The 22173-nt window shown below is 40.5% G+C and carries 23 protein-coding genes and 1 pseudogene; all 24 read right to left on the reverse strand.

The genetic code is table 11. From position 1 onward, the window contains the following. Nucleotides 1-4 precede the first annotated feature (4 nt). The 24 genes and pseudogenes from RR45_RS06835 to RR45_RS11230 all read right to left on the reverse strand — a co-directional run bounded on the left by RR45_RS06835 (nt 5) and on the right by RR45_RS11230 (nt 21998). Nucleotides 5-853, reverse strand: coding sequence for a bifunctional methylenetetrahydrofolate dehydrogenase/methenyltetrahydrofolate cyclohydrolase (locus tag RR45_RS06835; protein WP_031365830.1), 849 nt, complete (start codon nt 851-853; stop codon nt 5-7). Between the two features lie 163 nt (nt 854-1016). Next, nucleotides 1017-1439, reverse strand: a complete 423-nt coding sequence (gene spx, locus RR45_RS06840; RefSeq protein ID WP_031365831.1) for a transcriptional regulator Spx — start codon at nt 1437-1439, stop codon at nt 1017-1019. A 179-nt stretch (nt 1440-1618) separates the two neighbouring features. Next, nucleotides 1619-1966 (reverse strand): type II toxin-antitoxin system PemK/MazF family toxin, encoded by a 348-nt coding sequence (locus RR45_RS06845; RefSeq protein ID WP_031365832.1) that lies wholly within the window; start codon nt 1964-1966, stop codon nt 1619-1621. Next, nucleotides 1967-3076, reverse strand: a complete 1110-nt coding sequence (gene alr, locus RR45_RS06850) for an alanine racemase (RefSeq protein WP_031365833.1) — start codon at nt 3074-3076, stop codon at nt 1967-1969. 3 nt (nt 3077-3079) lie between these two features. Further along, nucleotides 3080-3445 (reverse strand): holo-ACP synthase, encoded by a 366-nt coding sequence (gene acpS, locus RR45_RS06855; protein WP_031365834.1) that lies wholly within the window; start codon nt 3443-3445, stop codon nt 3080-3082. Between the two features lie 58 nt (nt 3446-3503). Then, a complete protein-coding gene (locus RR45_RS06860) occupies nt 3504-4847 on the reverse strand; it encodes an L-cystine transporter (RefSeq protein WP_031365835.1) in 1344 nt (447 codons plus the stop codon). Between the two features lie 162 nt (nt 4848-5009). After that, complete coding sequence (gene pepV / locus RR45_RS06865; protein ID WP_031365836.1) at nt 5010-6428, reverse strand: dipeptidase PepV; 1419 nt, start codon at nt 6426-6428, stop codon at nt 5010-5012. Continuing rightward, entirely contained in the window at nt 6425-7123 is a 699-nt protein-coding gene (locus RR45_RS06870; RefSeq protein ID WP_031365837.1) for a hypothetical protein, read from the reverse strand. Before RR45_RS06870 ends, pepV begins: the two co-directional genes overlap by 4 nt. A 143-nt stretch (nt 7124-7266) precedes the next feature. Beyond that, nucleotides 7267-9054: an excinuclease ABC subunit UvrC gene (gene uvrC, locus RR45_RS06875; protein ID WP_031365838.1), complete on the reverse strand. Its 1788-nt coding sequence runs from the start codon at nt 9052-9054 to the stop codon at nt 7267-7269. Between the two features lie 192 nt (nt 9055-9246). Then, nucleotides 9247-10488, reverse strand: coding sequence for a 30S ribosomal protein S1 (gene rpsA, locus RR45_RS06880; protein WP_031365839.1), 1242 nt, complete (start codon nt 10486-10488; stop codon nt 9247-9249). 128 nt (nt 10489-10616) lie between these two features. Next, the gene (gene trpA, locus RR45_RS06885; RefSeq protein ID WP_031365840.1) at nt 10617-11390 is read right to left on the reverse strand and encodes a tryptophan synthase subunit alpha; all 774 of its coding nucleotides are present in this window, start codon (nt 11388-11390) and stop codon (nt 10617-10619) included. A 1-nt stretch (nt 11391) separates the two neighbouring features. Beyond that, on the reverse strand, nt 11392-12591 hold the full coding sequence (gene trpB / locus RR45_RS06890; protein WP_031365841.1) for a tryptophan synthase subunit beta: 1200 nt from the start codon (nt 12589-12591) through the stop codon (nt 11392-11394). Between the two features lie 479 nt (nt 12592-13070). Further along, a pseudogene (locus RR45_RS11560) lies at nt 13071-13661 on the reverse strand (phosphoribosylanthranilate isomerase); the annotation flags it as partial. Continuing rightward, nucleotides 13651-14421, reverse strand: coding sequence for an indole-3-glycerol phosphate synthase TrpC (gene trpC, locus RR45_RS06900; protein WP_031365843.1), 771 nt, complete (start codon nt 14419-14421; stop codon nt 13651-13653). The pseudogene RR45_RS11560 and the gene trpC, both read right to left, overlap by 11 nt. A gap of 28 nt (nt 14422-14449) precedes the next feature. Beyond that, nucleotides 14450-14596, reverse strand: coding sequence for a hypothetical protein (locus RR45_RS11220; RefSeq protein ID WP_167362599.1), 147 nt, complete (start codon nt 14594-14596; stop codon nt 14450-14452). Further along, on the reverse strand, nt 14584-14706 hold the full coding sequence (locus tag RR45_RS11225; RefSeq protein WP_179295333.1) for a chorismate mutase: 123 nt from the start codon (nt 14704-14706) through the stop codon (nt 14584-14586). The genes RR45_RS11220 and RR45_RS11225 overlap by 13 nt, the downstream gene beginning before the upstream one ends. Before the next feature lie 30 nt (nt 14707-14736). After that, nucleotides 14737-15015, reverse strand: a complete 279-nt coding sequence (locus RR45_RS06905) for a chorismate mutase (RefSeq protein WP_031365844.1) — start codon at nt 15013-15015, stop codon at nt 14737-14739. Continuing rightward, nucleotides 15015-16019, reverse strand: a complete 1005-nt coding sequence (trpD, locus tag RR45_RS06910) for an anthranilate phosphoribosyltransferase (protein WP_031365845.1) — start codon at nt 16017-16019, stop codon at nt 15015-15017. The genes RR45_RS06905 and trpD overlap by 1 nt, the downstream gene beginning before the upstream one ends. A 57-nt stretch (nt 16020-16076) precedes the next feature. Then, a complete protein-coding gene (locus RR45_RS06915; RefSeq protein WP_031365846.1) occupies nt 16077-16634 on the reverse strand; it encodes an aminodeoxychorismate/anthranilate synthase component II in 558 nt (185 codons plus the stop codon). Further along, nucleotides 16618-17994, reverse strand: a complete 1377-nt coding sequence (gene trpE, locus RR45_RS06920; RefSeq protein WP_031365847.1) for an anthranilate synthase component I — start codon at nt 17992-17994, stop codon at nt 16618-16620. The genes RR45_RS06915 and trpE overlap by 17 nt, the downstream gene beginning before the upstream one ends. A gap of 503 nt (nt 17995-18497) precedes the next feature. Beyond that, the gene (locus tag RR45_RS06925; protein WP_031365848.1) at nt 18498-19106 is read right to left on the reverse strand and encodes a hypothetical protein; all 609 of its coding nucleotides are present in this window, start codon (nt 19104-19106) and stop codon (nt 18498-18500) included. A 14-nt stretch (nt 19107-19120) separates the two neighbouring features. Further along, nucleotides 19121-19732, reverse strand: a complete 612-nt coding sequence (locus tag RR45_RS06930) for an ATP-binding cassette domain-containing protein (RefSeq protein ID WP_031365849.1) — start codon at nt 19730-19732, stop codon at nt 19121-19123. Beyond that, on the reverse strand, nt 19729-21699 hold the full coding sequence (locus RR45_RS06935; RefSeq protein WP_072353641.1) for a hypothetical protein: 1971 nt from the start codon (nt 21697-21699) through the stop codon (nt 19729-19731). The genes RR45_RS06930 and RR45_RS06935 overlap by 4 nt, the downstream gene beginning before the upstream one ends. 155 nt (nt 21700-21854) lie before the next feature. Next, nucleotides 21855-21998 (reverse strand): hypothetical protein, encoded by a 144-nt coding sequence (locus RR45_RS11230; protein WP_003138273.1) that lies wholly within the window; start codon nt 21996-21998, stop codon nt 21855-21857. Between the last annotated feature and the right edge of the window lie 175 nt (nt 21999-22173).

Raw genomic sequence — 22173 nt, forward strand, 5'->3', positions numbered from 1 at the left:
GTGTTTATTTGTTTAAAGTCCGTTTAGCGGCCTCATAGGTTTGCTCCATTAGCATGGTGATTGTCATTGGTCCGACACCGCCTGGTACTGGTGTGATGAGGCTAGCAATTGGTTCAACTTCATCAAATTTGACGTCACCGATTAATTTGCCATTTTCATCACGATTCATACCGACATCAATAACAACAGCTCCTGGTTTCACAAAATCTGACGTGACAAAATTGCCACGCCCGATTGCTACCACTAAAATATCAGCTTGTTTGGCTAATGCTGGCAGATTTTTTGTTCTCGAGTGGGCGATTGTAACTGTTGCGTGTTTGTCTAGCAACATCTGTGCCATTGGTTTCCCTACAATATTAGAGCGTCCAATCACTAGCGCGTTCTTGCCTGATAGGTCAACGCCATAAGTCTCTAGCATGACCATGATGCCCGCTGGTGTTGAGGGAATCATGACAGGATTACCTGACCAGAGGCGGCCCATATTGGTTGGGTGAAAGCCATCAACATCCTTATTTGGTTCAATAGCGAGTAGGATTTTTTCTTCTGAAATATGAGCAGGCAAAGGGAGTTGCACGAGTATCCCATGCCATTTATCGTCTTGATTGAGTTGTGCAATCAAGTTGAGTAGTGCTATTTCTGTCGTTTCTTCTGGCAAACGAATGACTTCCGAATGAAAGCCTGCTGCAGAGGCGCGACGTTCTTTATTTCTGACATAGACTTGACTTGCTGGGTTTTCGCCAACTAGAATCACAACCAGACCTGGTGTGACACCGGCAGACTTTAAGTCATCAACTTTTGTTTTCAATTCAATTGCCATTTTATCGGCTAATGCTTTGCCGTCAATTAAGGTCATGTTGTTCTCCGTCTTTCTTTTTTACCTCATCATTAGCACTTTTATTGTTAGCAAAAAAGCGAGGTATGAAACTATTTTAACAAAAAAACAGCGATTTTACCGCTGTTTCTCTACTGTTTTTAATGCTTAATATGTAAAATGTTCGGTATTACTATGTATCAGTTCAAATGACGCCATGCAACAGCAAGTCACGCTTAATTCTACTTTCTGCTGTTTGAAAGGCAATCTTTCGAACAGAACGTGGTAAAAACTTTCTGATGTCATCTTCGTTATAGCCAACTTGAAGTCTTTTTTCATCAACGATTAAAGGTCGTCTCAATAAACTTCTATTTTTTTCAATCACTTCAATCAAGCAACTCATAGATAAATCGTCTAAATTAACATTTAATTTTTTATAAGCCTTACCACGTTTAGAGATAATCTCTTCAGTTCCGTTCTCAGTTAATGTTAGTAGCTGCAGAATTTCTTCATCTGTCAGCTCAGCCTTCATCAAATTAATTTCTTCATATTCTAAATTGTGTTCGTTCAACCACGCTTTAGCCTTATCACAAGACGAACTGTAGGCAACTGTGTATATCTTAATCATAACCCTCTTATCTTTAAATAATATTAAAAAACTACGACAACTTAAATAAATTTGTTATTTAATTCATTTATAAAATTATTATATCGTAATTAAATGCCTTTGTAAATGGATTTAACTATAATTAAATGTTATTTTTATGTTATTTTTTATTACGATTATATAACAAAAAGCTTATCTTTTTAGCAAGATAAGCTTTTTTTGATTGCGACATCGACCTGTGCCATAATCTCACTACTGAGATGTCCCGTTTTTTCTCGTAAACGGCACTTATCGATTGTTCTCATTTGCTCGCACAGTATAACTGAATCTGATCCAACCCCCGCCGCCTCTTTACAAATCGCAACATGAGTCGGTAAAGCTCTTTTTGTCTTTTTTGCTGTAATAGCCGCAACGATTGTCGTTGGTGCAAAAGTATTACCTGCATCGTTTTGAATCACTAAGACAGGCCTAACTCCCCCTTGTTCACTTCCTGTCACTGGTGACAAATCGGCAAAAAAGACATCTCCCCTTAATATTTCTCTACCCATTTATATATATATCCGTTTTATCCTATCACTTAATAAACAAACAACTTCATAATTAATAGTCCCACGATGTGCTGCAATATCGTCTACTGTTATTTTTTTATCTCCATCATGTCCAATCAAAGTTACTTTTGTTCCAATTGGTAATTTTTCATTTAAAGCGATAGTCATCTGGTCCATAGAAATTCGACCGATAATCGGACATTTTTCTCCATTAACTAAAACGTAAAAACCAGTCATATCACGCGTCCAACCATCTGCATAACCGATTGGTACAGTACCTACAATTGTTGGTCGATCTGCGACAAATGTCGCACCATAACCAATCGTTTCCCCTTTTTCAACAGTCTTGATATGTGTCAATTCTGATTTCAACTCAAGTGCTGGTGTTATTTCATAAGTCATGTCAAGTGTTTGCCCACTTGGGTTTAAACCATACATGGCATCTCCTAAGCGCTCAATATCTTGAATGGTTTCCTTATGCCAAATACCAGCAGCCGAATTACTAGAATGAACATACTGCGGCCGACGACTTAAATCTGATACAATCGATTCAAATTTTGTCCATTGCGACTCAAATTTTTCTTGTGCGACTTCATCCGCTGTGGCAAAATGTGTAAAAATACCATCAAAGACCATGCCATACTGATCCGCCAGTGCGATAATTTCATTTGCCTCTCGAAAAGTCGTCACACCAATTCTTCCCATTCCAGAATCTACCTTAATATGGAATTTTAAATGTTCGGTTTCGACATTTTCAAGATGCTGTACGACGAGTTTAAGCCAATTCAATGAAGGAACTGTTACAGTAATGCGTAAGTTAACTGCAATATGGATGTCTTCTGGCACGATACCACTCAAAACTAAAATCGGTTTGACAATGCCATGACTTCTAAGCTCAATCGCCTCATCAAGGTTAGAGATACAAAAACCTGAGACTAAGTCATTGGCGCATTGCGCCACATCATTGGCGCCATGACCATAACCATTGGCTTTAACAACTGCCCAAATATCGGTGTTGTTGCCTGTATACTTCTTGAAGTTCTCTATATTTGCCTGAATCGCTGCAAGATTAATAATTGCTTGCGTTGGCCGATGTGTACTTGGTTTCATTTTCTATTCACGACTTTCTAAAATGACGAAAGCAATAGCTTCCAAATGACTATGACTAATGGATAAATGCGCCATGCCTTGTCCAGAAAAAGGATGTTGAATAAACTTCGGTGCGCCTAGCTCATCTGGTAAAATGGTCATATCCTGAAAAGAGAGTTGACCACCAATACCGGTGCCGTAGGCTTTAGAATACGCCTCTTTAGCTGCCCAACGTCCGCCTAAAAACTCAATTTGGCGCTGCCCCGATAAGGACCTAAACTTTGCCAATTCATTTTCTGTGAGCACACGTTGTGCAAATTTGGGATTTCGAGTTAGTGCCTTGTCAATCCGAGAAAGTTCAATATTATCAACACCATTACCATAAATCATATTCTAATTATAACAAAAAAATCCCCTTGATTGGGGATTTAATCATTTTGATGCTGAGTTAAGCTTGTTTTTTTATTAATCTATCCGTTACAATCCCTGCTACCATTGCATCACTGACATTGAGCGCTGTTCTTGCCATGTCAATTAATGGCTCAACACTAATGACAAGCCCTACAATCGCAATCGGTAAATTCATAGAAGATAGAACAATTAGGGATGCAAATGTTGCACCACCACCCACACCCGCCACACCAAGCGACGAAATTGTCACAATCGCAATAAGCGATAATATAAATTCAATTGAGAAGATATTAATCCCAACTGTAGGTGCAACAATCGTTGCGAGCATGGCTGGATAGATGCCCGCACAACCATTTTGACCAATTGATAAACCAAAACTTGCTGAAAAGTTAGCAACTGCCTCGTTCACACTAAATTTTTGAATTTGCGTTTCAACATTCATCGGCAGTGTCCCTGCACTCGTCCTTGAGGTAAAGGCAAAGAGCAACGTTGACCAAGCCTTGCTCAAAAACTCACTCGGTGATACTTTCACCCAAACTAAAAGTACAAAGTGAACGATAAACATCACAATAATTGCCGCATAACTTGCGATGATAAATCGCCCAAGATTGACAAGTGCCTCAAAATCACTCGTTGCCATGACACGTGTCATTAAAGCAAAGATACCAAAAGGTGTGAGCCTTAAAACTAAAGTCGTCACGCGCAAGATAATTTTTTCAAGCGACTGAATTAAATCAGCAAAGGTTTGAGATTCCTTCGCGTACTTTCTTTGAATGCCTAGAAAAGCAATACCCAAAAAACTAGCAAAGATAACCACAGCAATCGTGCTGGTCGGACGTGTTCCAGCAAAATCTGCAAATACATTACGAGGAATCAGGTTGAGCAACTGCTCAGTGATTGGCACCCCCTTAACCTGAAGTTGCTTTTCTGCGAGCGCCGCAATTCTTTCTTTTTCAGCCGCTCCCTCAGAAAAGACTGCACCATTCAGACCAAAAGCGATAGCTGATAAATAACCAACAGCAGCTGATATCGCAGTTGTCCCTAATAAAATAGCTAGAACGTTACGCGCCATTTTACCCAAGTTTTTCGAAACTTCTAACTTCGTAAAAGCCCCAACAATAGAGATAAAAACAAGTGGCATGACTAGCATTTGCAACAGTGCCACATAAGCATCTGCCACCAAAGAAATCCATGATAGACTCGTAGAAAAATTAGAAGCCTTTTCGAACAAAAGTCGAATCACTAGACCGAAAATAATACCGCCAAATAAGCCAAAAAGCACCCGCTTGTTAAAGCTAATATGCTTTACCTGCAATTGAAAAAGCCATAGCAAACTACCAATAAAACCTGATAGTATAATAAGTAGTGATAAAATAGACATGAGTTCCCCTTTAAATTAATATAGACCTATTTTCTCATGCTATTTTATCATCTGATATATCAAAAATTTATATCCGCGATAAAAATATCTAAAATGCTAATAGCCATACGATTGACAACAAAAAAACACCTCCAATTCAGAGATGTTTACAGATTTAACAGCTTATTTCGCTAATTCATAAATTGCTTCAGCATAAATTGCCGCCGCACGTAATAAGACATCGACTGGAATAAATTCATTGGCTTGGTGCATCGTATCAATGTCACCAGGGAACATAGCACCGAAGGCTACACCGCGTTTAAGTAATCTACCAAAAGTCCCACCACCGATAATTTGCTCGTGACCTTTAAGACCTGTTTGTTTTTCATAAACGGCAAGTAAAGTGCTCACCAATTCGTCATCCATTGGGACATAATGCGGCGTGTGCTCATGCGCTGATTTAGTAACGTTTTCAACACCTTCAAGTGCTGTGAGTACTTGATAAATCGCATCAGAATCTGTTCCTTGTGGGTAACGGAAATTCAAGGCAATGGTATTATCAGATGATTTATCGTCAAAGTTAAAGACACCCGCATTCATAGACAAAGCACCCATTTTAGGGTCTTCGAAGGCAACACCTGTTTTATCACCAGTATGGTCTTCAATTAAGATCATTCCCGCAATTTTAGTGAATGGTGATACAACACCGATTTCATCAAGGAATTTAGCAAGGTAAGTGGCACCATTAATACCTTTTTCTGGCATAGCACCGTGAGCTGAACGACCATGAAGAACAACCGTTACTCGACCATCTGAATTGACTTCAGTCTCAAATCTAAGTTTTTTGTCTGCATGTGCACTCACAAATGCTTCAAGTTTGGTGTTTAAATCTGCTACATTACCTGAAATCACGGCTGTTGCTGATTCTGGTACCATATTTTCGCGCAAACCACCTGTAAAGCGATGCAAGTGAACAGCACCTGAATTGTCACCCGAGATATGTAGATACTCAGTGATATTACCTTTTTCACCATTGATAATTGGAAATTCCGCATCTGGTGAGAAACCGAAGTCAGGCTCTGGTAATCCTACATGCGCGAAATAGTAATCCATGTCGCCCCAACCTGATTCTTCATCAGTTCCTGCGATAAAGCGAATTTTTTTAGTCAATGGTACATTCAATTCTTTTAAGATTTTTAAACCATAGTAACACGCCATTGTAGGGCCTTTATCATCTGATGCGCCACGAGCATAAATATTGCCATCGCGAATTTCAGGTTCATAAGGATTGCTATCCCAGCCCGTTCCTGCAGGGACAACATCCATGTGTGCAAAAATACCAAGAACTTCTGCATCTTCAGGTAGGTCATCACCATAAGTAAAATGACCAGCATAGTTGTCAACATTTTTCGTCGCATAGCCATCACGCTCAGCTAAACTCAAAAATTGTTTGAGTGCAGCAACTGGACCTGGTCCAAACGGTGTTTCTGGTGTTACTTGGCTGTCATCACGTTCTGAGTTAATTTTCAAAAGTGAAAACAAGTCTGTCAATAAATCATCTTTACGTGCTGCAACCTCTGCTTTAAAATCAATCTGTGTCATTTTCTTCCTAATAACCTTTCTTTATACTCGTCATATTCTTCTGCTGTAATCAATCCCTCTTCCATTGAAAGCTTAGCAGATGACAATTTTTCATACATGGTGGATGTGTCATAGACAACTCTTGGCTCTGCCGTTTTTTCAGGCATAGGCTGTTGTTGTGGTGGCTCTTGCACAGGTGTATTTGTTTGATATCCACCATACATGTGACTATTTTTGATGTCACTCACACCTTCTTGGATTCGTTTGGCAATTCTTCTAACGACACTTTTCGTCCAAAAGACCGAAAAATTATCACCTAAAGATTCCACTCGAACATGTCCCCAAATAATGTGAGTGATCGGCTCGATATTTTTAATATCATTAAGCGGAATAGAGGATACTTTGTGAAAAAAGGGTCGCCAACGGGCGTAAACTAGCCGATTCTCATTCGTAATGATGTAGGCATAATAACCTTGCGTGTTAAAAAATTTCGGGTCTGCTTGCGCACCTTCATTTTCCTCGCCTTCGTCATCATCGTAGTCTGTATGTCTACCAATAAAACTAGAAACAGCGTATTCGTCATCCAACAAACTTTCTGCGACAACCTTAAAATGTAATTTCTGCAACCATGCGCCCCAAATGTTAAAACCAAGTTTATTTTCTCGCGCAAAGCGATACATCTCATCAGCTGTCCAAAGCTGGGCTTTGTTTGTCATTTGTCACCTCTTTTCATCTCGTCATATCCTGATACTATTCCAAGTATGAATTAGTACCACTTTATTTGCTATCATCACTATTTTATCAAAAAAATGGGCAAAATTGCGATCTGGGCTCATCCTTTTGCGAATTGGGGCCATCCCTATTTTTGTTCATCCTCTGTTGACGACAGCGTTTCTTTGATACGACGTGCGACTTCATATGGAATGCCTGCCTCATGAATTGCTTCAGGTGTTGCCGCCTGGATGTTTGTCAGAGATTTAAACGTGCGCATTAATTTCTGCTTACGTTTCGGGCCTAAACCGTCAATACCGTCCAATTTGCTAGAAAATGAATTTTTTGAACGAACTTGTCGGTGAAAGGTAATGGCAAATCTGTGGACTTCGTCTTGAATTCGCTGCAACAAGAAGAATTCCTGACTTTGCCGACTCAATGGGACAACTTCCAAAGGGTCTCCAAATAGCAACTCTTGCGTTTGGTGCTTATCATTTTTCGCTAAACCTGCTATTGGTATATCAAGCCCTAAGCTATCAAGAATGTCCTTAGCTGCATTAATCTGACCAACACCACCATCCATGATGATTAAATCTGGTAAAATACCATCTTCTTTAATGGCACGACTATAACGCCGCAAGATAACTTCTCGCATACTAGCATAATCATCCGGTCCAACGACAGTCTTAATTTTAAATTTACGATAATCCTTTTTAGAAGGTTTTCCGTCAACAAAGACAACCATGGCACTAACCGGACTTGTCCCCATGATGTTAGAGTTATCAAAACTTTCAATCCGTCGGGGAGTCGGGATATTCATGATAGTTCCTAGATTTTCTATCGCACCGTGTGTTTTTTCGATGTTTTTCTCAGCCAATTCGAATTTTTGCTGTAGGCTAACACGCGCATTTTTCGTCGCGAGATTTACTAGCTGTTTCTTTTCACCACGAGACGGTTGAATCACTTTCGTTTGTGTCAAAGCTTGAACTGATGCCAAGTCAATATCCGACGGAATAAAAATTTCCTTGGGAATAAAGTGTTCAGCTCCTTTATAAAATTGACCAATGTAAGTCAAGAAGTCTTCATCTGCATCATTATAGTAGGGAAATAAATTCACATCGCGTTGAATGAGTTTTCCTTGACGCACAAAGAAAACTTGCACACACATCCACCCCTTGTCTACCGCATAACCAAACACATCTCGATCTTGTAAATCATGATTCATAACCCGCTGCTTAGTTCTAAGCGTTCCGATGCTCTTAACTAAATCCCGGTATTCAGCAGCTTTTTCAAATTCAAAGCCAGCCGCGGCCTCATGCATTTTTGACTCTAACTCTTTGACAATTTTGTCCTCACCACCATTGAGAAACTTAGTGATTTCCTCAGTCATTCCTTCATAAACTTTAGGATCAACATCAAAAACACATGGCGCCAGACACTGATGCATATGATAGTACAAACAAACTTGATTAGGCAGGACATTACACTTACGCAAAGGAAAAATTCGGTCGAGCAAATGCTTGATTTCATTAGCCGCCCCAACATCTGGATAAGGGCCAAAATAATGAGCCTGATCCTTCTTAACTTGTCGCGTAATCAAAAGACGTGGGTACTTCTCGCGTGTGATTTTGATAAAAGGGTAGGACTTATCATCCTTGAGCATGATATTATACTTGGGCATATTTTCTTGAATAAGATTAATTTCCAAGAGTAATGCCTCGATATTCGACTCTGTGACAATGAATTCAAAATCAACAATTTCTGACACTAATAATTCAGTCTTAGTGTCATGTGAACCACGAAAATATGAGCGTACCCGATTTTTTAGATTTTTGGCTTTACCGACATAAATAATCGTTCCGTTTTTATCTTTATGCAAATAACAGCCAGGATTGTCTGGCAGTATGGCAAGTTTTGCCTTAATGGTATCATTCATACTGAGGTCGACCTCAAAAATTTCAATTTGACCATTTTGATACGTTCTCCTTTTAATTCGTAGCCACTATACTTATTGCTATTCTTGTGTACATTTTTTCAACTACGAAATCATAATTAAAGCCGTTTTTGGCACCACTTTCTTTCCATTATATCAAAAAAACGCCCTTTCGGACGTTTTGGAAACCTTTAATTAAAAGTTGTTAATATCGAAATCATCACCTAAGAAGTCAGCAAGTGAGAATCCTTCTTGTGTTTCTGGTAATGTGTATTCTGGTTTAGTATTGCGACGTGGTGCACGTGGTTTAGCATCACGACGTTGTCCACCTTGTGCAGCGTTACCTGAATCATTTGAACGTTCTTTACGTGCAGGCGCTTCAGTCAAAGCTTTGATAGACAATGAGATACGCTCTTCAGCTGGTTTCACGTCAAGTACTTTAACTTGAACGGCTTGCCCTACTGACAAGACATCCTTAGCGTTTTCAACACGTTCCCAAGAGATTTGAGAAATGTGAACTAAACCTTCAACACCAGGGAAGATTTCAACGAAGGCACCGAAGTCAGTAATACGTTTAACAGTACCGTCGAGAACAGAACCAACTGGTGCTTTTTCATCGATGTCATCCCATGGGCCAGGCTGTGTCGCTTTAAGAGAAAGTGATACACGACCAGCTTCTTCATCAACTTTCAAGACTTTAACTTGAACAGTTTCACCAACTTTAACAACATCGCTAGGTTTTTTAACGCGTCCGTGAGCTAATTCAGTCACGTGAACGAGTCCGTCAACACCACCAAGGTTGATAAAAGCACCAAAATCAGTTGTACGTGCAACAGTACCTTCAACAATATCACCTTCATGCAAGTTAGCAAAAGCTTCAGCACGTTGTGCTTTAGATTCTTCTTCAATAACCGCACGACGGCTCAAGATGAAACGTTTTTCAGCAGCGTTAACTTCGATGATTTTAGCATCAAATTCTTCACCGACAAATTTCTTAGTATCGCGTACAAAGTAAGTGTCAATCATAGATGCTGGGATGAAACCACGAACACCATTGAAGTCTACTGACAAGCCACCTTTAACGTCTTTTAAGACTTTAACAGTGACAACTTCGCCTTCTTTACCTTCAAGGTCAGCAAAAGCTTTACGTGCAGCAAGACGTTTTTCAGAAAGCAAGTAAACATTAGCACCTTCTGATTCTTTACCCACGATTTGCTTAACAACCAAGAGTTCCTTAACTTCACCAGCTTTGACGAAGTCATTTATATCAGCGTCACGTTCGTTAGTGAGTTCGCGAAGTGTCAAAACACCTTCAACACCTGTACCAACAATAGCTACAGTAGCTTGATCACCTTCGACAGTGAGGATTTCACCGCTTACGACGTCACCGACTTTAACGTCACCGACGCTGTTCAATAGTTCTTCAAATTCGTTCATTTTTTAAAAAGTTTCCTCCAACAATTTGACTGGTACACATCTTTTACGATAGATACAGTCCTAATGTTTATCTTACCATAATTATTCCTAAAAAGAAAGCGATTTTTGTATAGAAATCGCTTTTTATTTTATATTTGACTTGATTTTTGTAAAAATTCTGCAATTTCAGCTGTTTTGCCTTCGTGTAATCCTTTAACAATGTAGGAGCCAACAATGACACCATCGACTGCTTGTCTGAATTTTTCAACGTGTGCGATTGAGGACACGCCAAAACCTGCTAAAACGGGGGCATCAGAAATCTCAGCTAATTTCGCTAAATGTTGATTCAAATCTGCCCGATAATCGCGATCTGCACCTGTGACTCCATTGACCGTCACAGCATAAATAAAACCTTCCGCTCCATTGACCAATTCAGCTTGGCGTTCTGGGATGCTAGTTAAAGTTACAAGTGGCACCAAAGCAATATCAGTGTTTGTCAAAAACGGTGCAATCATATTTTCATGTTCCCGTGGCACATCTGGTAAAATCAAGCCTTTGACTGGCGTTGCTTTGAGGTCATTGACAAATTGTTCAATGCCGTATTTATAGATAGGATTAAAATAAGACATGATGACAAGTGGGATATCCGTTTTGACTGTTTTCAGGGTGTCGATAACCTTTCTTAAAGTCGTCCCATTTTTCAAGGAACGGATCCCCGCCAATTCAATCACAGGGCCGTCAGCCACTGGATCTGAAAAGGGAATACCGACTTCAATGGCGCTAGCACCATTTTCCGCCAAAAAATCAATGGTTTTAGGGAGTCCTGCGATGCCATCTGCATGGTCGCCCGCCATGATGTATGGTACGAGCAAAGTTTTGCCGTCAGCTTTCAGGTTTTCCAAATGTTGTCGCAAGCTTTTCATCTCAAAATTCTCCTTTTTCTGCACGTTCTTTAATCTGCGCGACATCCTTGTCCCCGCGACCGCTGAGGCAGACGATGATGCTCTCATCCTTGCCATAGCGTTTGACCAGTTTCGGCAGTTGGGAAATGGCGTGTGAGCTTTCGAGTGCGGGGATGATGCCTTCAGTGACGCATAGCATCTTAAACCCTGCTAATGCTTCATCGTCAGTCGCTGAGATATACTCTGCTCGTCCCGTTTCGTTCCAGTGGCAGTGCTCAGGCCCCAAGCCAGGGTAATCAAGCCCGGCAGAGATACTGTAGGCCTCTTGAACTTGACCGTTTTCATCTTGAAGCAGTCGCATGATATTGCCATGGAGGACACCGTCAGACCCGCGATTGATAGAGGCAGCCGTTTCGCCACTATCAAGACCACGACCTGCAGCCTCAACCCCAATCATGGCAACCGTTTCATCATTGACAAAGGGGTAGAAAAGTCCGGCAGCATTTGAACCGCCGCCAACACAAGCAACAACAGCCGCAGGAAGTTTACCCTCTTTTTCAAGAATTTGCGCCCGCGCCTCACGCCCGATAATGGCTTGGAAATCGCGCACCATTTCTGGGAATGGCGCAGGGCCTGCAGCCGTGCCAAGGATATAATGAGTATCTTCAACACTTTCAACCCAAGCACGGAGAGCAGCATTCACCGCATCTTTGAGCACGCTCGACCCATCCGTCACTGAGATAACTTCGGCACCGAGGAGCTGCATACGGAAAACATTGAGTTCTTGGCGCTTGACATCAATGGCACCCATGTAGATTTTACAGTCCATGCCAAACAATGCTGCTGCTGTCGCCGTCGCCACGCCGTGTTGCCCCGCGCCTGTTTCAGCGATGATTTTGTTTTTGCCCATTTTTTTAGCCAGCATGACTTGGGCTAGGGCGTTGTTGATTTTGTGGGCACCTGTGTGATTGAGATCTTCACGCTTGAAGTAAATTTTGGCGCCGCCGAGTTTTTCTGTTAAATTTTTAGCAAAATAGAGCGGATTTTCACGCCCGACATAGTCTTTGAGGAGATAGGCGAGCTCGTCCTGAAAAGCTTGGTCAGTCTTGCTGTCCTCGTAAGCTGCTTTGAGTTCTTTGACGGCGTACATCAGCGTTTCCGGGACGAATGTGCCGCCGTAGGTGCCGAAGAATCCGGCTGGGTCTGGGTTTTGGTAGGTCATTTTTGCTCCTTTAGTTGATTTAAAATCAGTTGATCTTTTGGTTTCCCTGCTCGCCAGCTATCTTGGGTTGCCGCCTTATAAATTTTGATTTGTTGCGCAATATTAGGTAAATAAAATAATGCTGAGCTATCTGCTTGATTTTTTCCAAGTGCCAATTCAGAATAATCAACATCCGCATATTTTTTCAGCGTTTCTACGTTAGCAAAACCAACAAGAATCTTACCTTTTGAAAATTTGTGTTCGTGTAAATCAATCAGTTGATAACCCATGGATGCCATCACTTCTGTCAATAAATCAAAATTTTGAAAATCTGCTTGACGAAGTTGAAGGTCAATGTCATCTGGATTGGTCGGAAAGCCAGCTACTAAAGTCACTGCAAGACTTCCCATTAGGTAAGGCACGATATGATAATCATTCAATTTTCTAATGATTGCCAAACATTCTGCTAATAAATCTTCCGAATGGGCAACACTTGCCTTTTCTATAAAATGATTGATTTTTTCCAAATCCTTAACACCATTTGTTTCGACGCCAGACGATATATCCACACCATAGGCAGTAGGAAAATAGCGAATCGCCTCACCAACGTTCTCAGGCGTCAAGCCACCGGCAACAAAGAATTGGTAACCGTCCAAAGCTGATAAATCAAGGGCTTTCCAGTCGAAACTTGTGCCACTTCCCCCCGCAAATTGGGCGGGTGGTGCGTCTAATAAAATCACCTGATTTTTAAACTCTGAGATGTTATCTGGCAGTTTACCATCTTTAATACCGAAAGCTTTAATCACGGGTACGCCAACCTGAGCTGCATAGTCCGCGCTTTCTTGTCCGTGGAGTTGGACCATGTCAAGTCCGACTTTGGCGACAATATCTTGAACAAGTGTTAAGTCCTCATTGACAAACAAGCCAACTTTTTTGACCGTTTTGGGGACAAATTTGCCTAGATATTTGGCATATTCTGGTGTGACCTTGCGCTTGCTGTCAGCAAATACAAAGCCGATATGAGTGGCACCAGCTTTGACTGCTGTTTCGACGGCTGCTTGCGTTGACAGACCGCAAATTTTAATCCACATGGCGCTTGACCTGCAAATTTCTAGCGGCAATTGTCGGATTACCGTCTTTCATCAAGGCTTCGCCAACCAGTACAGCACGGAAATCTTGGGCAACTTTTTCAGCTTCGACAGGTGATTTAATCCCAGACTCTGAGATGTAAAATCTTTCTTTTTCTTGTAAGGGCACCAAGTCTAGGCTGTTTTGAATGTCGACTTCAAAAGTTTTGAGGTTACGGTTATTAACGCCAATCAATTCAGCATTGATTCGATGCGCAATAGCTAGCTCTTCAGCATTGTGCACCTCGACTAAAACTTCTAAACCTAGAGATGTTGCATAGTCATACAAGTCTTGCAAGTCTTTTTCAGCTAGACAAGCGACAATCAACAAGACAATCGTCGCCCCACTATTGACCGCACGCGTAATCTGCTTTTTATCAATGATAAAATCCTTGTTCAGCACTGGCACGTCAACGTTTTTGGCAACCAAACGCAAATCGTCAATAGCGCCCTTGAAAAAGACTGGGTCAGTCAAAACTGAAATCGCAGAAACACCCGCCGTTTCATAACTTTTTGCCTGTGCCAAGACATCAACATCTAGGTTAATGGCACCAAGTGACGGCGAGGCACGTTTGACTTCAGCGATAACCTGCAGCTGCTGCGGATTTTCTCGCAAGCGTTCAATAAAGCCTTTGACTTTTCGGACTTGACCTGGTATTTCTAGAGGCATTTGTGCCACTTCAAGTACTTTTTCAGCTAGTATTTTTTCAAGAAAGTTTTCCATTTCAACTCCTTATTTTCATTTGTATAGGTTAGCGCTTGATATTTTCGGTAATCATTTGTGTTTCCAGTTCGGTAAAACCGGCAAGCATGGCGCTGTTCAGTTTATCAATCAGGGCACTACAAATCCCCCTTTCACGCGCTAATCGTGTGACGTCAACTTTTTTTACACCTGCCAATCACTTGCTACGACCTGTTTAACCAATTCGCCACGCGCCTTGATCAAAGCCAATAGTTCTATATCAATTTGCTTAATTTTCGAGCGTGTGTCCATTTTATCAGCTGCCATTTTAAGCCCCCCCTTGTTTCAATCTTGCTTTTACTCTAACTTGAGCATTTCCTGTTCAAGTGCGATAAAATCAGTAATCATATTCCGATAAAGTTTTTCGACCAACTTTTCATCTGCTCCCTTTTCGCGCGCCAAGACCTTCACTTTTTCGATAACTGTCGCAACACGTTGAGGTGCTTGAACATCAGTTACTGTCCTTTTAAAGGTCGCCGCTTGCTTGACCAAGTCACCACGTTGCGCAAGCAAGCTAATCATTTGCTCGTCGACTTTGTCAATCTCTGTCCGAATCTCAGTTAAATTTTCCGCCATTATTTCAGCTCCTGCATCTCGACTAATTTCGCCAGTGCTTGACCACTTGCGATGACCTCACGCGCCTTGGCAATCCCTGCAACTATCGTCTCCGAGACACCTGCCGCAAAAAAGCCTAGCCCCGCATTCAAAACCGAGACCTCCAAGAATGGACTTGCTTCATTTTTCAGCACAGATTTGAGAATCGCCGCATTTTCCTTGCCCTCGCCACCGCGAATCTCTTGCAGAGTCACACGCGGCATCCCCAGACTCTCATGGTCGAACTCATGCACCGTAATCTCGCCCGTCTCATCAAGCAAGGCATACTGGTTGACACCGTCCAGACTCGCCTCGTCCATATTGTTTGGCCCGCTGATGACTAGGGCGCGACGGCGCCCCAATGATTTCAGAACTTCTGCCGTCGTTGTTAAAAGGTCACGACGAGAGGTTCCGAGCAGCTGGGTATCGAGATTGACTGGGTTTGTGAAAGGACCGATGAGATTGAGTACCGTGCGAACCTCCAGCTCACGCCGAACAGGCATAACATAACGCATATTAGGGTGAACGTGTTGGGCAAAAAGGAAAACGAGTCCTGTCTTATCGAAAATGTCTGCCAACTCCTCTGGCGTGTGATAGAGATTGATCCCCAACGCCTCCAAGACATCAGCCGAGCCCGATTTTGAGGAAATCGACCGATTGCCATGTTTCGCCATTTTGACACCACCCGCCGCCAAGATAAAGGCAGCAGTCGTGGAAACATTAAAGGAAAATGACAAATCGCCACCCGTCCCACAATTATCCATGGCAGTCGTGATGCTCGTCGGAATTTTCAAAGCTTTTTCGCGGACAACATCAACAATTCCCACCATTTCATCAATCGTTTCGCCTTTCATGGCAAGGGCAATGAGAATAGCTGATAACTGTGAGTCTGTCAGCTCGCCATTAAACATAGAATTGGCGATTTGGTTGACTTCGTAGCGCGAAAGATCTTCGCGGTTCATTAGTTTGATTAGTTTTTCTTTCATCTTATTTTTCTTTCATTCATTTAGGTCAAGTTGGCATCGAACAATTTCAGTAATGCTTCACAACCTCACAAAATTCTCAATCATCCGCATCCCCTCAGGCGTGCCAATGCTCTCAGGGTGATATTGCATGCCAAAAATCGGCAAGGTGTCATGTTGAATCGACATAATCTCATGGTCATCAGTCGTTTTTGACAAGATTTTAAAATCTGCTGGCATTTGAGAAATGACAATCGAATGATAGCGCATAATTTCATGCGTTTTCGGAATACCTGCCAATAACGGCGAATCTATCTGACTTTCAGCCATAGAGGTTTTGCCGTGCATGATGTGTTTTGCCAAATCTAGCTTGCCACCGAAAACTTCGGCAATGGCTTGGTGACCGAGACAGATGCCTAAGATTGGTTTTTTACCGGCAAAGTCACGAATCATTTCTTCCATTCTGCCAGCGTCAGCAGGCCAACCGGGGCCTGGAGAAAAGACGATTTTATCAGCCGCCTCGGCGACAGTGTAGAGGTCTCGGTCGTCATTTCGCAAGACCTTAACCTCGGCAAATTCGCCGATGTATTGGGCTAAATTATAGGTAAAACTATCGTAATTATCAACTAATAAAATCATTGCTTTCTCCAATCTTGGTCATGGCCTTTGCCTTGTTCAAAGTTTCCTGATATTCGCTTTCAGGCACGCTGTCAAAGACGATGCCCGCACCTGCCTGGGCGTGCGCCTTGCCTTCTTTGAGCACCATAGTCCTCAAGGCAATCGCGAAGTCCATGTCTGAGTTGCTTGACAGGTAGCCGATAGCACCCGCATAGATACCACGTTTGGTCTTTTCTAGCTCATAAATCCGCTGCATGGCGCGAATTTTCGGTGCACCTGATACGGTACCTGCCGGCAAGGTCGACTTGAGGGCATCTAAGCTAGAGACTCTGTCTAAAAGTTCGCCCTTGACAACGCTCGTCAGGTGCATGACATAGCGGAAATACTCGACTTCCATGTACTTGGTCACTTTGACCGTACCAACTTTAGAAATCTTCCCGATGTCATTGCGACCGAGGTCAACTAGCATCCGATGCTCCGCGACCTCTTTTTTATCAGCCAGTAAGTCATTTGACAAGTACTCATCTTCTGCCTCATCAGCGCCCCGTGGTCGTGTGCCAGCAATGGGATTGGTCGTGACAACACCATTTTTCACTGACACCAGACTTTCCGGACTAGCACCCATGATTTGATAGTCACCAAAATCTAGGAAATACAGATAATTTGACGGATTGGTCAAGCGCAGATTGCGGTAATAATCAAAGGGATTGCCCGAAATCTGACTCGTCAAACGCTGACTAAGGACGATCTGAAACATATCGCCATTTTTGATATGCTCCTTAGCCTGCGCCACCATCTCAATAAAATCAGCCTTGGTCGTATTACTTTTGAAGGATAAGGGATTGAGCTTAACCGTTTCAAATTCATTTTTATGTGGTCGCGTCAAGTTTGATAGCACCAACTCCATGGCAAGCGCTAAATCATCAGCCGTGCGCCCACTGTAAATATCCGACTCGACAATGGTAATCTGCTCTTTCTTGTGGTCAAAAATCAGATAAGATTCATAGAGAAAGAAATGCAAATCTGGCGTGCCAATTGCATCTTGGGGAATCTCCCCGATATTTTCATAGAGGGCAATGGTGTCATAACTCACAAAACCAATGGCTCCGCCCGTAAACGGTAGGTCTGACCTCTCTTTATTTTTAACAGTCAGCTCACTCAGATAATCAAGTGGATCATCTGTTTTGACCTGACCATTATCTGTCAGCACGCCATTTTCAAACTTAATTTCATGCACGGGATTGTAAGCAATCATGGAGTAACGTGAATTTTCCTTTTCTCTCGGAATAGATTCCAAGATAAGCTTATGTTTTAATTCCAGTCGCAAATAAGCCAGAATAGGTGTAATAATATCAGCATTAATTGTTTTTCTTAAAGTCATATTTACTCTTTTCTATAAACATCATTTTTGTGAAAGTTCAAGTCAGTGACATGTAGCCACCTTGGCTTATGAGCTGATGACCATATTCGTTTAACACAAAAATTTTTCAAAAAAAGTCCTCGACGAAAGACTAAACTTTCGTCGAGGACGTTATCACACGCGGTGCCACCTCAATTGTAGCGAAAAAACCTATTTGAAATAGTCTTTCTCTACATCTCATCTCCCTCAAGCAAGGGATTGTGCGATATCGGGCACCCACGTGATTCTTATCGTTTCGAATCAAAATCGAACTAATCTGATATCAGTTCACACATCGCAGCCCATTCACGTGATAGAACTCTTGTCTCGCAATCACCGACAAGTCCCTGAAAGTCCTAATATCTCGCTACTTCTTCTGCTATTGTTCTAATTTTACGATTATTCTGACAAGTTGTCAAGCGAAAAAAAGATTTAGTTTCAGTTCATCGTTCGAAAATAATCGAATGTTGAAAAAAACAACAATTCTATTTCTTTTTCAAAATAACACGCAACTCCCTATTTAAGCCCTTTTTCACTCTTAAAAAAGTATTTTTTGAAACTGTCAGATTGATTTTATCAACATCATTTAATAAACTAACTTCTTGCTTTACTTTACCACTCAATGTTTCAATGATAATTTGAACGCCACTTGTATCTGTCGCCACACCAGAAAGTGATGCCTCATAATCACCTACTGAGAATTGTTTTTCGATTAGGTAAGCACCTGAATTTTGTAACTTGATGCCTTCATTTTCTACTTCAATCTTTTCAAATTTACTTGGCACCATCTCAACCTCACTATTCGGACTCAAAATAACTTCTTGATTTTTTTTGAAAAAGTGCCCAACATTTGTTTGACCTACTAGCGGGAACTCTCTGCCTGCTACCAAATCATCCGACTTAATAGCTATCAAATCATAATAGCCAGCTGTCTTAATTTTAATCTTTTTCTCTCCAGAAGTTTCATTGATAAGCGTTTCTGCCTTGCCTGAAACTCTTTCCGGATGATTTCTTGGATTTTTCCAAGACATGAAGGCAAAACCCAAGGAAAAGATCGCCACAAACGACACAAGCGTAATTATTATTTTCTTCATATTTTTCAACTTTCTTACTTAAATGCTACCATATCAATAATAGCGTCCATTTTACTTGCCAAAAATTCATCATGCGTTGCCACAATCAAGACACTTTCCGGTTTAACCAAGGATAATAATAAACGCTCAACTTCCTCAGCTGTTTTTTCGTCCAAGGCACCTGTTGGCTCATCAGCTAAAATAACGTCTGATTCTTTCAGTAATAATCTTGCTATCGCAATCCGTTGTGCCTGACCGCCAGATAACTCATAAATTTTTGATTTCAAATAGCTTTCATCAAGACCAACTTGTAATAACACTTCAACTTGTCGCGCTTTATTTTTAGAAACAAGTCCTAAATTTTGTGACACTGTTTCATCATCTATCAAAGCATAATTTTGAAAAATATAACCTAGATGGTGCTGAAAATAAGTTGTTTCTTTCATTTTCCAAATATCTTGATTTTTTAACTGAATCGTTCCAGATGTCGGTTTTTCAAGTCTTGCAAGCGCATTGAGAAAAGTTGATTTTCCACTACCTGACTCGCCAATAATGGCATATGATTTACCAAATTCAAACTGATAATCAATGCCATCATAAACTATCTTTTGATCAAATGTTTTCTTTAAATTTTTGACTTCAATCATACGACCTCAACTTCTCCTTTTAAAATTTGTACCCTATATTTTTTTAGTTTAATGGCTGAAACTGTCATTAAAATCAACATTTCAAGAATCAGAAAACTCAGCATTATCAAGATAAGTACCAATTCTTTTGTCAATAACCAGACACCGATGCTTGATACGATATTTATCCCAAAAGCCAAGGCTAAGATAGAGAAAAATATTTTTTTCGATTTTGGACGATATAACGCTGTAATCACAATTTGTTTCGCTTTTAATCTAATGGCCAAACTAATAAATTTATAAAAAATCATAATTTGAAAAATGAATAATAAAACAAGTGAGATAGCATTCGCTAATAAACTATTAAATAACTCCGTCACATAAGTTGACATGCGTTGATAGACATTCGTTGTATCTAAAATACCTTTTTGAACGTCCGTTTGTTTTGCGATACCATCAAAACCATGACGCTCAAAAATGGATTGCTCCGACAAAGCACGTGGTAAATCAGCTGCGACAATGTTAGTCATATCAAGTAATGCCGTATTCACCACAACAAATATCTGGTCTTTTTGGAGTTGCTCAGGAATAGCCTGCCCCTCAATCGTTGAATTAAACTGAAACGTTTCTTGCCCATTCTTGATTGTTATAAATTGAAACTTACTAATCGTCTTATCTAGGCTTAACTCTCCCATATCCAATAGTTTTTCCAGGTTCTCTCGCTCATCAGTATATTTCTCGGGTAAATAAATTGTATAAAGATAATTTTTAACAGGTTCTGCCAATTTTTCAAGATAACCCATTTTTTGATTTTCTTTCAAAAATTGCCTATTAACAATATGTGTGTTTTGCGAACTATAAGCTGTTTCTGATACTGCCTCAACTTGCCAATTCAAAGGCATATTGGTAATAACCTTCTCCTTAGGATAAGCTAGATAGAATGCTGCCCATTTTCGTGTATAGGTCAATTCTTCCGCCATTTGATTTTTATCTAAACGATGATCTTCATCAATACTATTTGGATTATCTAGCCCATGACGGCTATAAGTCAGGTAATCTTGGTAGTTTTGCCACTGACTCATACTATGATAGGCTTCATAAATCGGCTGAATTGTTTTGATAGTTTTGATTAAGGAAGTCCCAAAAATAATAAGGATAAATATATTTAAAACAGATAGAATACCTAAAAACCCTTTATTAGGTAATTTATTTTTAAAAATTGAAATCGGGTTTGAAAATTGAATAACCAAAAACACTAATAAATTGGCCAATATAAGTAAGATGATTATGACAATTGATAACGTTAGAAATAAGGCAATCACCATTGAAAAAACATTGGTATAAACTAATCCGCCATTTAAAATGCCAACAAGTGTAAAAACACTCATGCCAAACACTAGATAGCTCGCGACATCCGTTACTAATTCTATCAGAGCATATTTTCTTAAAGTCCCTAAACTTCTTCTGATAATTACCGCCTTACTTTTCAGTAGTTTCAACAACGTTAAGATTGTTATAAATGTTATAATAATTCCCCAGGTAATTAAAGATTTCAACCCACTAAACAAGAATGATAAACCTGACATTTGAGGTGAAAAGGCTGGGAATTTCTCAGAAATAATACCTTTATTTTTCAAAAATTTTAAATCATCTTGACTCAGATTATCCGATGACCAATAACCGCCAACCACATAACTATTTTTTAACTTTGTCAAATCTTCACCTTTTCCAAAAGTAAAGGTTTCTGTTTTGCCTGAAGTCACAACAGGATAATATAACTCGATATGATGCGTAACAGCAAATTGTTCTAAGATTTCAAAATAAACTTTGTTAGCTTTCGTGTCATCAACTTGCTTAATCGATAGGGTTTCCGATGCCGGATAGACGATGTATGATTTAATTTCTCGCACTTGAACAAATGATAGCAAGCCAAGAAAAAATGTAACGATAAAAATAATCAGATATTTACTTTGTAAAATTTTCTTCATACCAAGTGTTCACTCCTAAAAATAGATGCCGATATTTTTTCAACAGATTGATATTCAAACAAGTATAAAACCAAAATTCACCTATGAATTATGTCAATCATTTTGGTTTTACGGTTGATTGAATATGCAGTATTTAAGTCTACAAACTCAACGTATTATTGGTATTCCCACCAAGGTTCTGGTGTACTTGTGATTTCCCACGGTAGATGGCCAACACTAATGGAACTGGTTTGCCCTGCACCTTTCCAACCACCAGTTTGGACTTTATTATTTTTGACAATATCTGCTTTGCCAGACATAGACCAATTCTTATAAGATGAGCTGACGTTTGTTAAGCTTATGTTGTGATCCCATTTATCTCTAGCCCAAGGATGAGGATAATCAGTAGCTGCGGATGCTTTTCCTCATCCAACAACTGCGCCACCTAATGTTGCTACCGCAACTGTTAACATTGCAATTTTTTTAATTTTCATC

The organism is Pseudolactococcus chungangensis CAU 28 = DSM 22330 (assembly GCF_002441885.1).
Lineage (GTDB): Bacteria > Bacillota > Bacilli > Lactobacillales > Streptococcaceae > Pseudolactococcus > Pseudolactococcus chungangensis.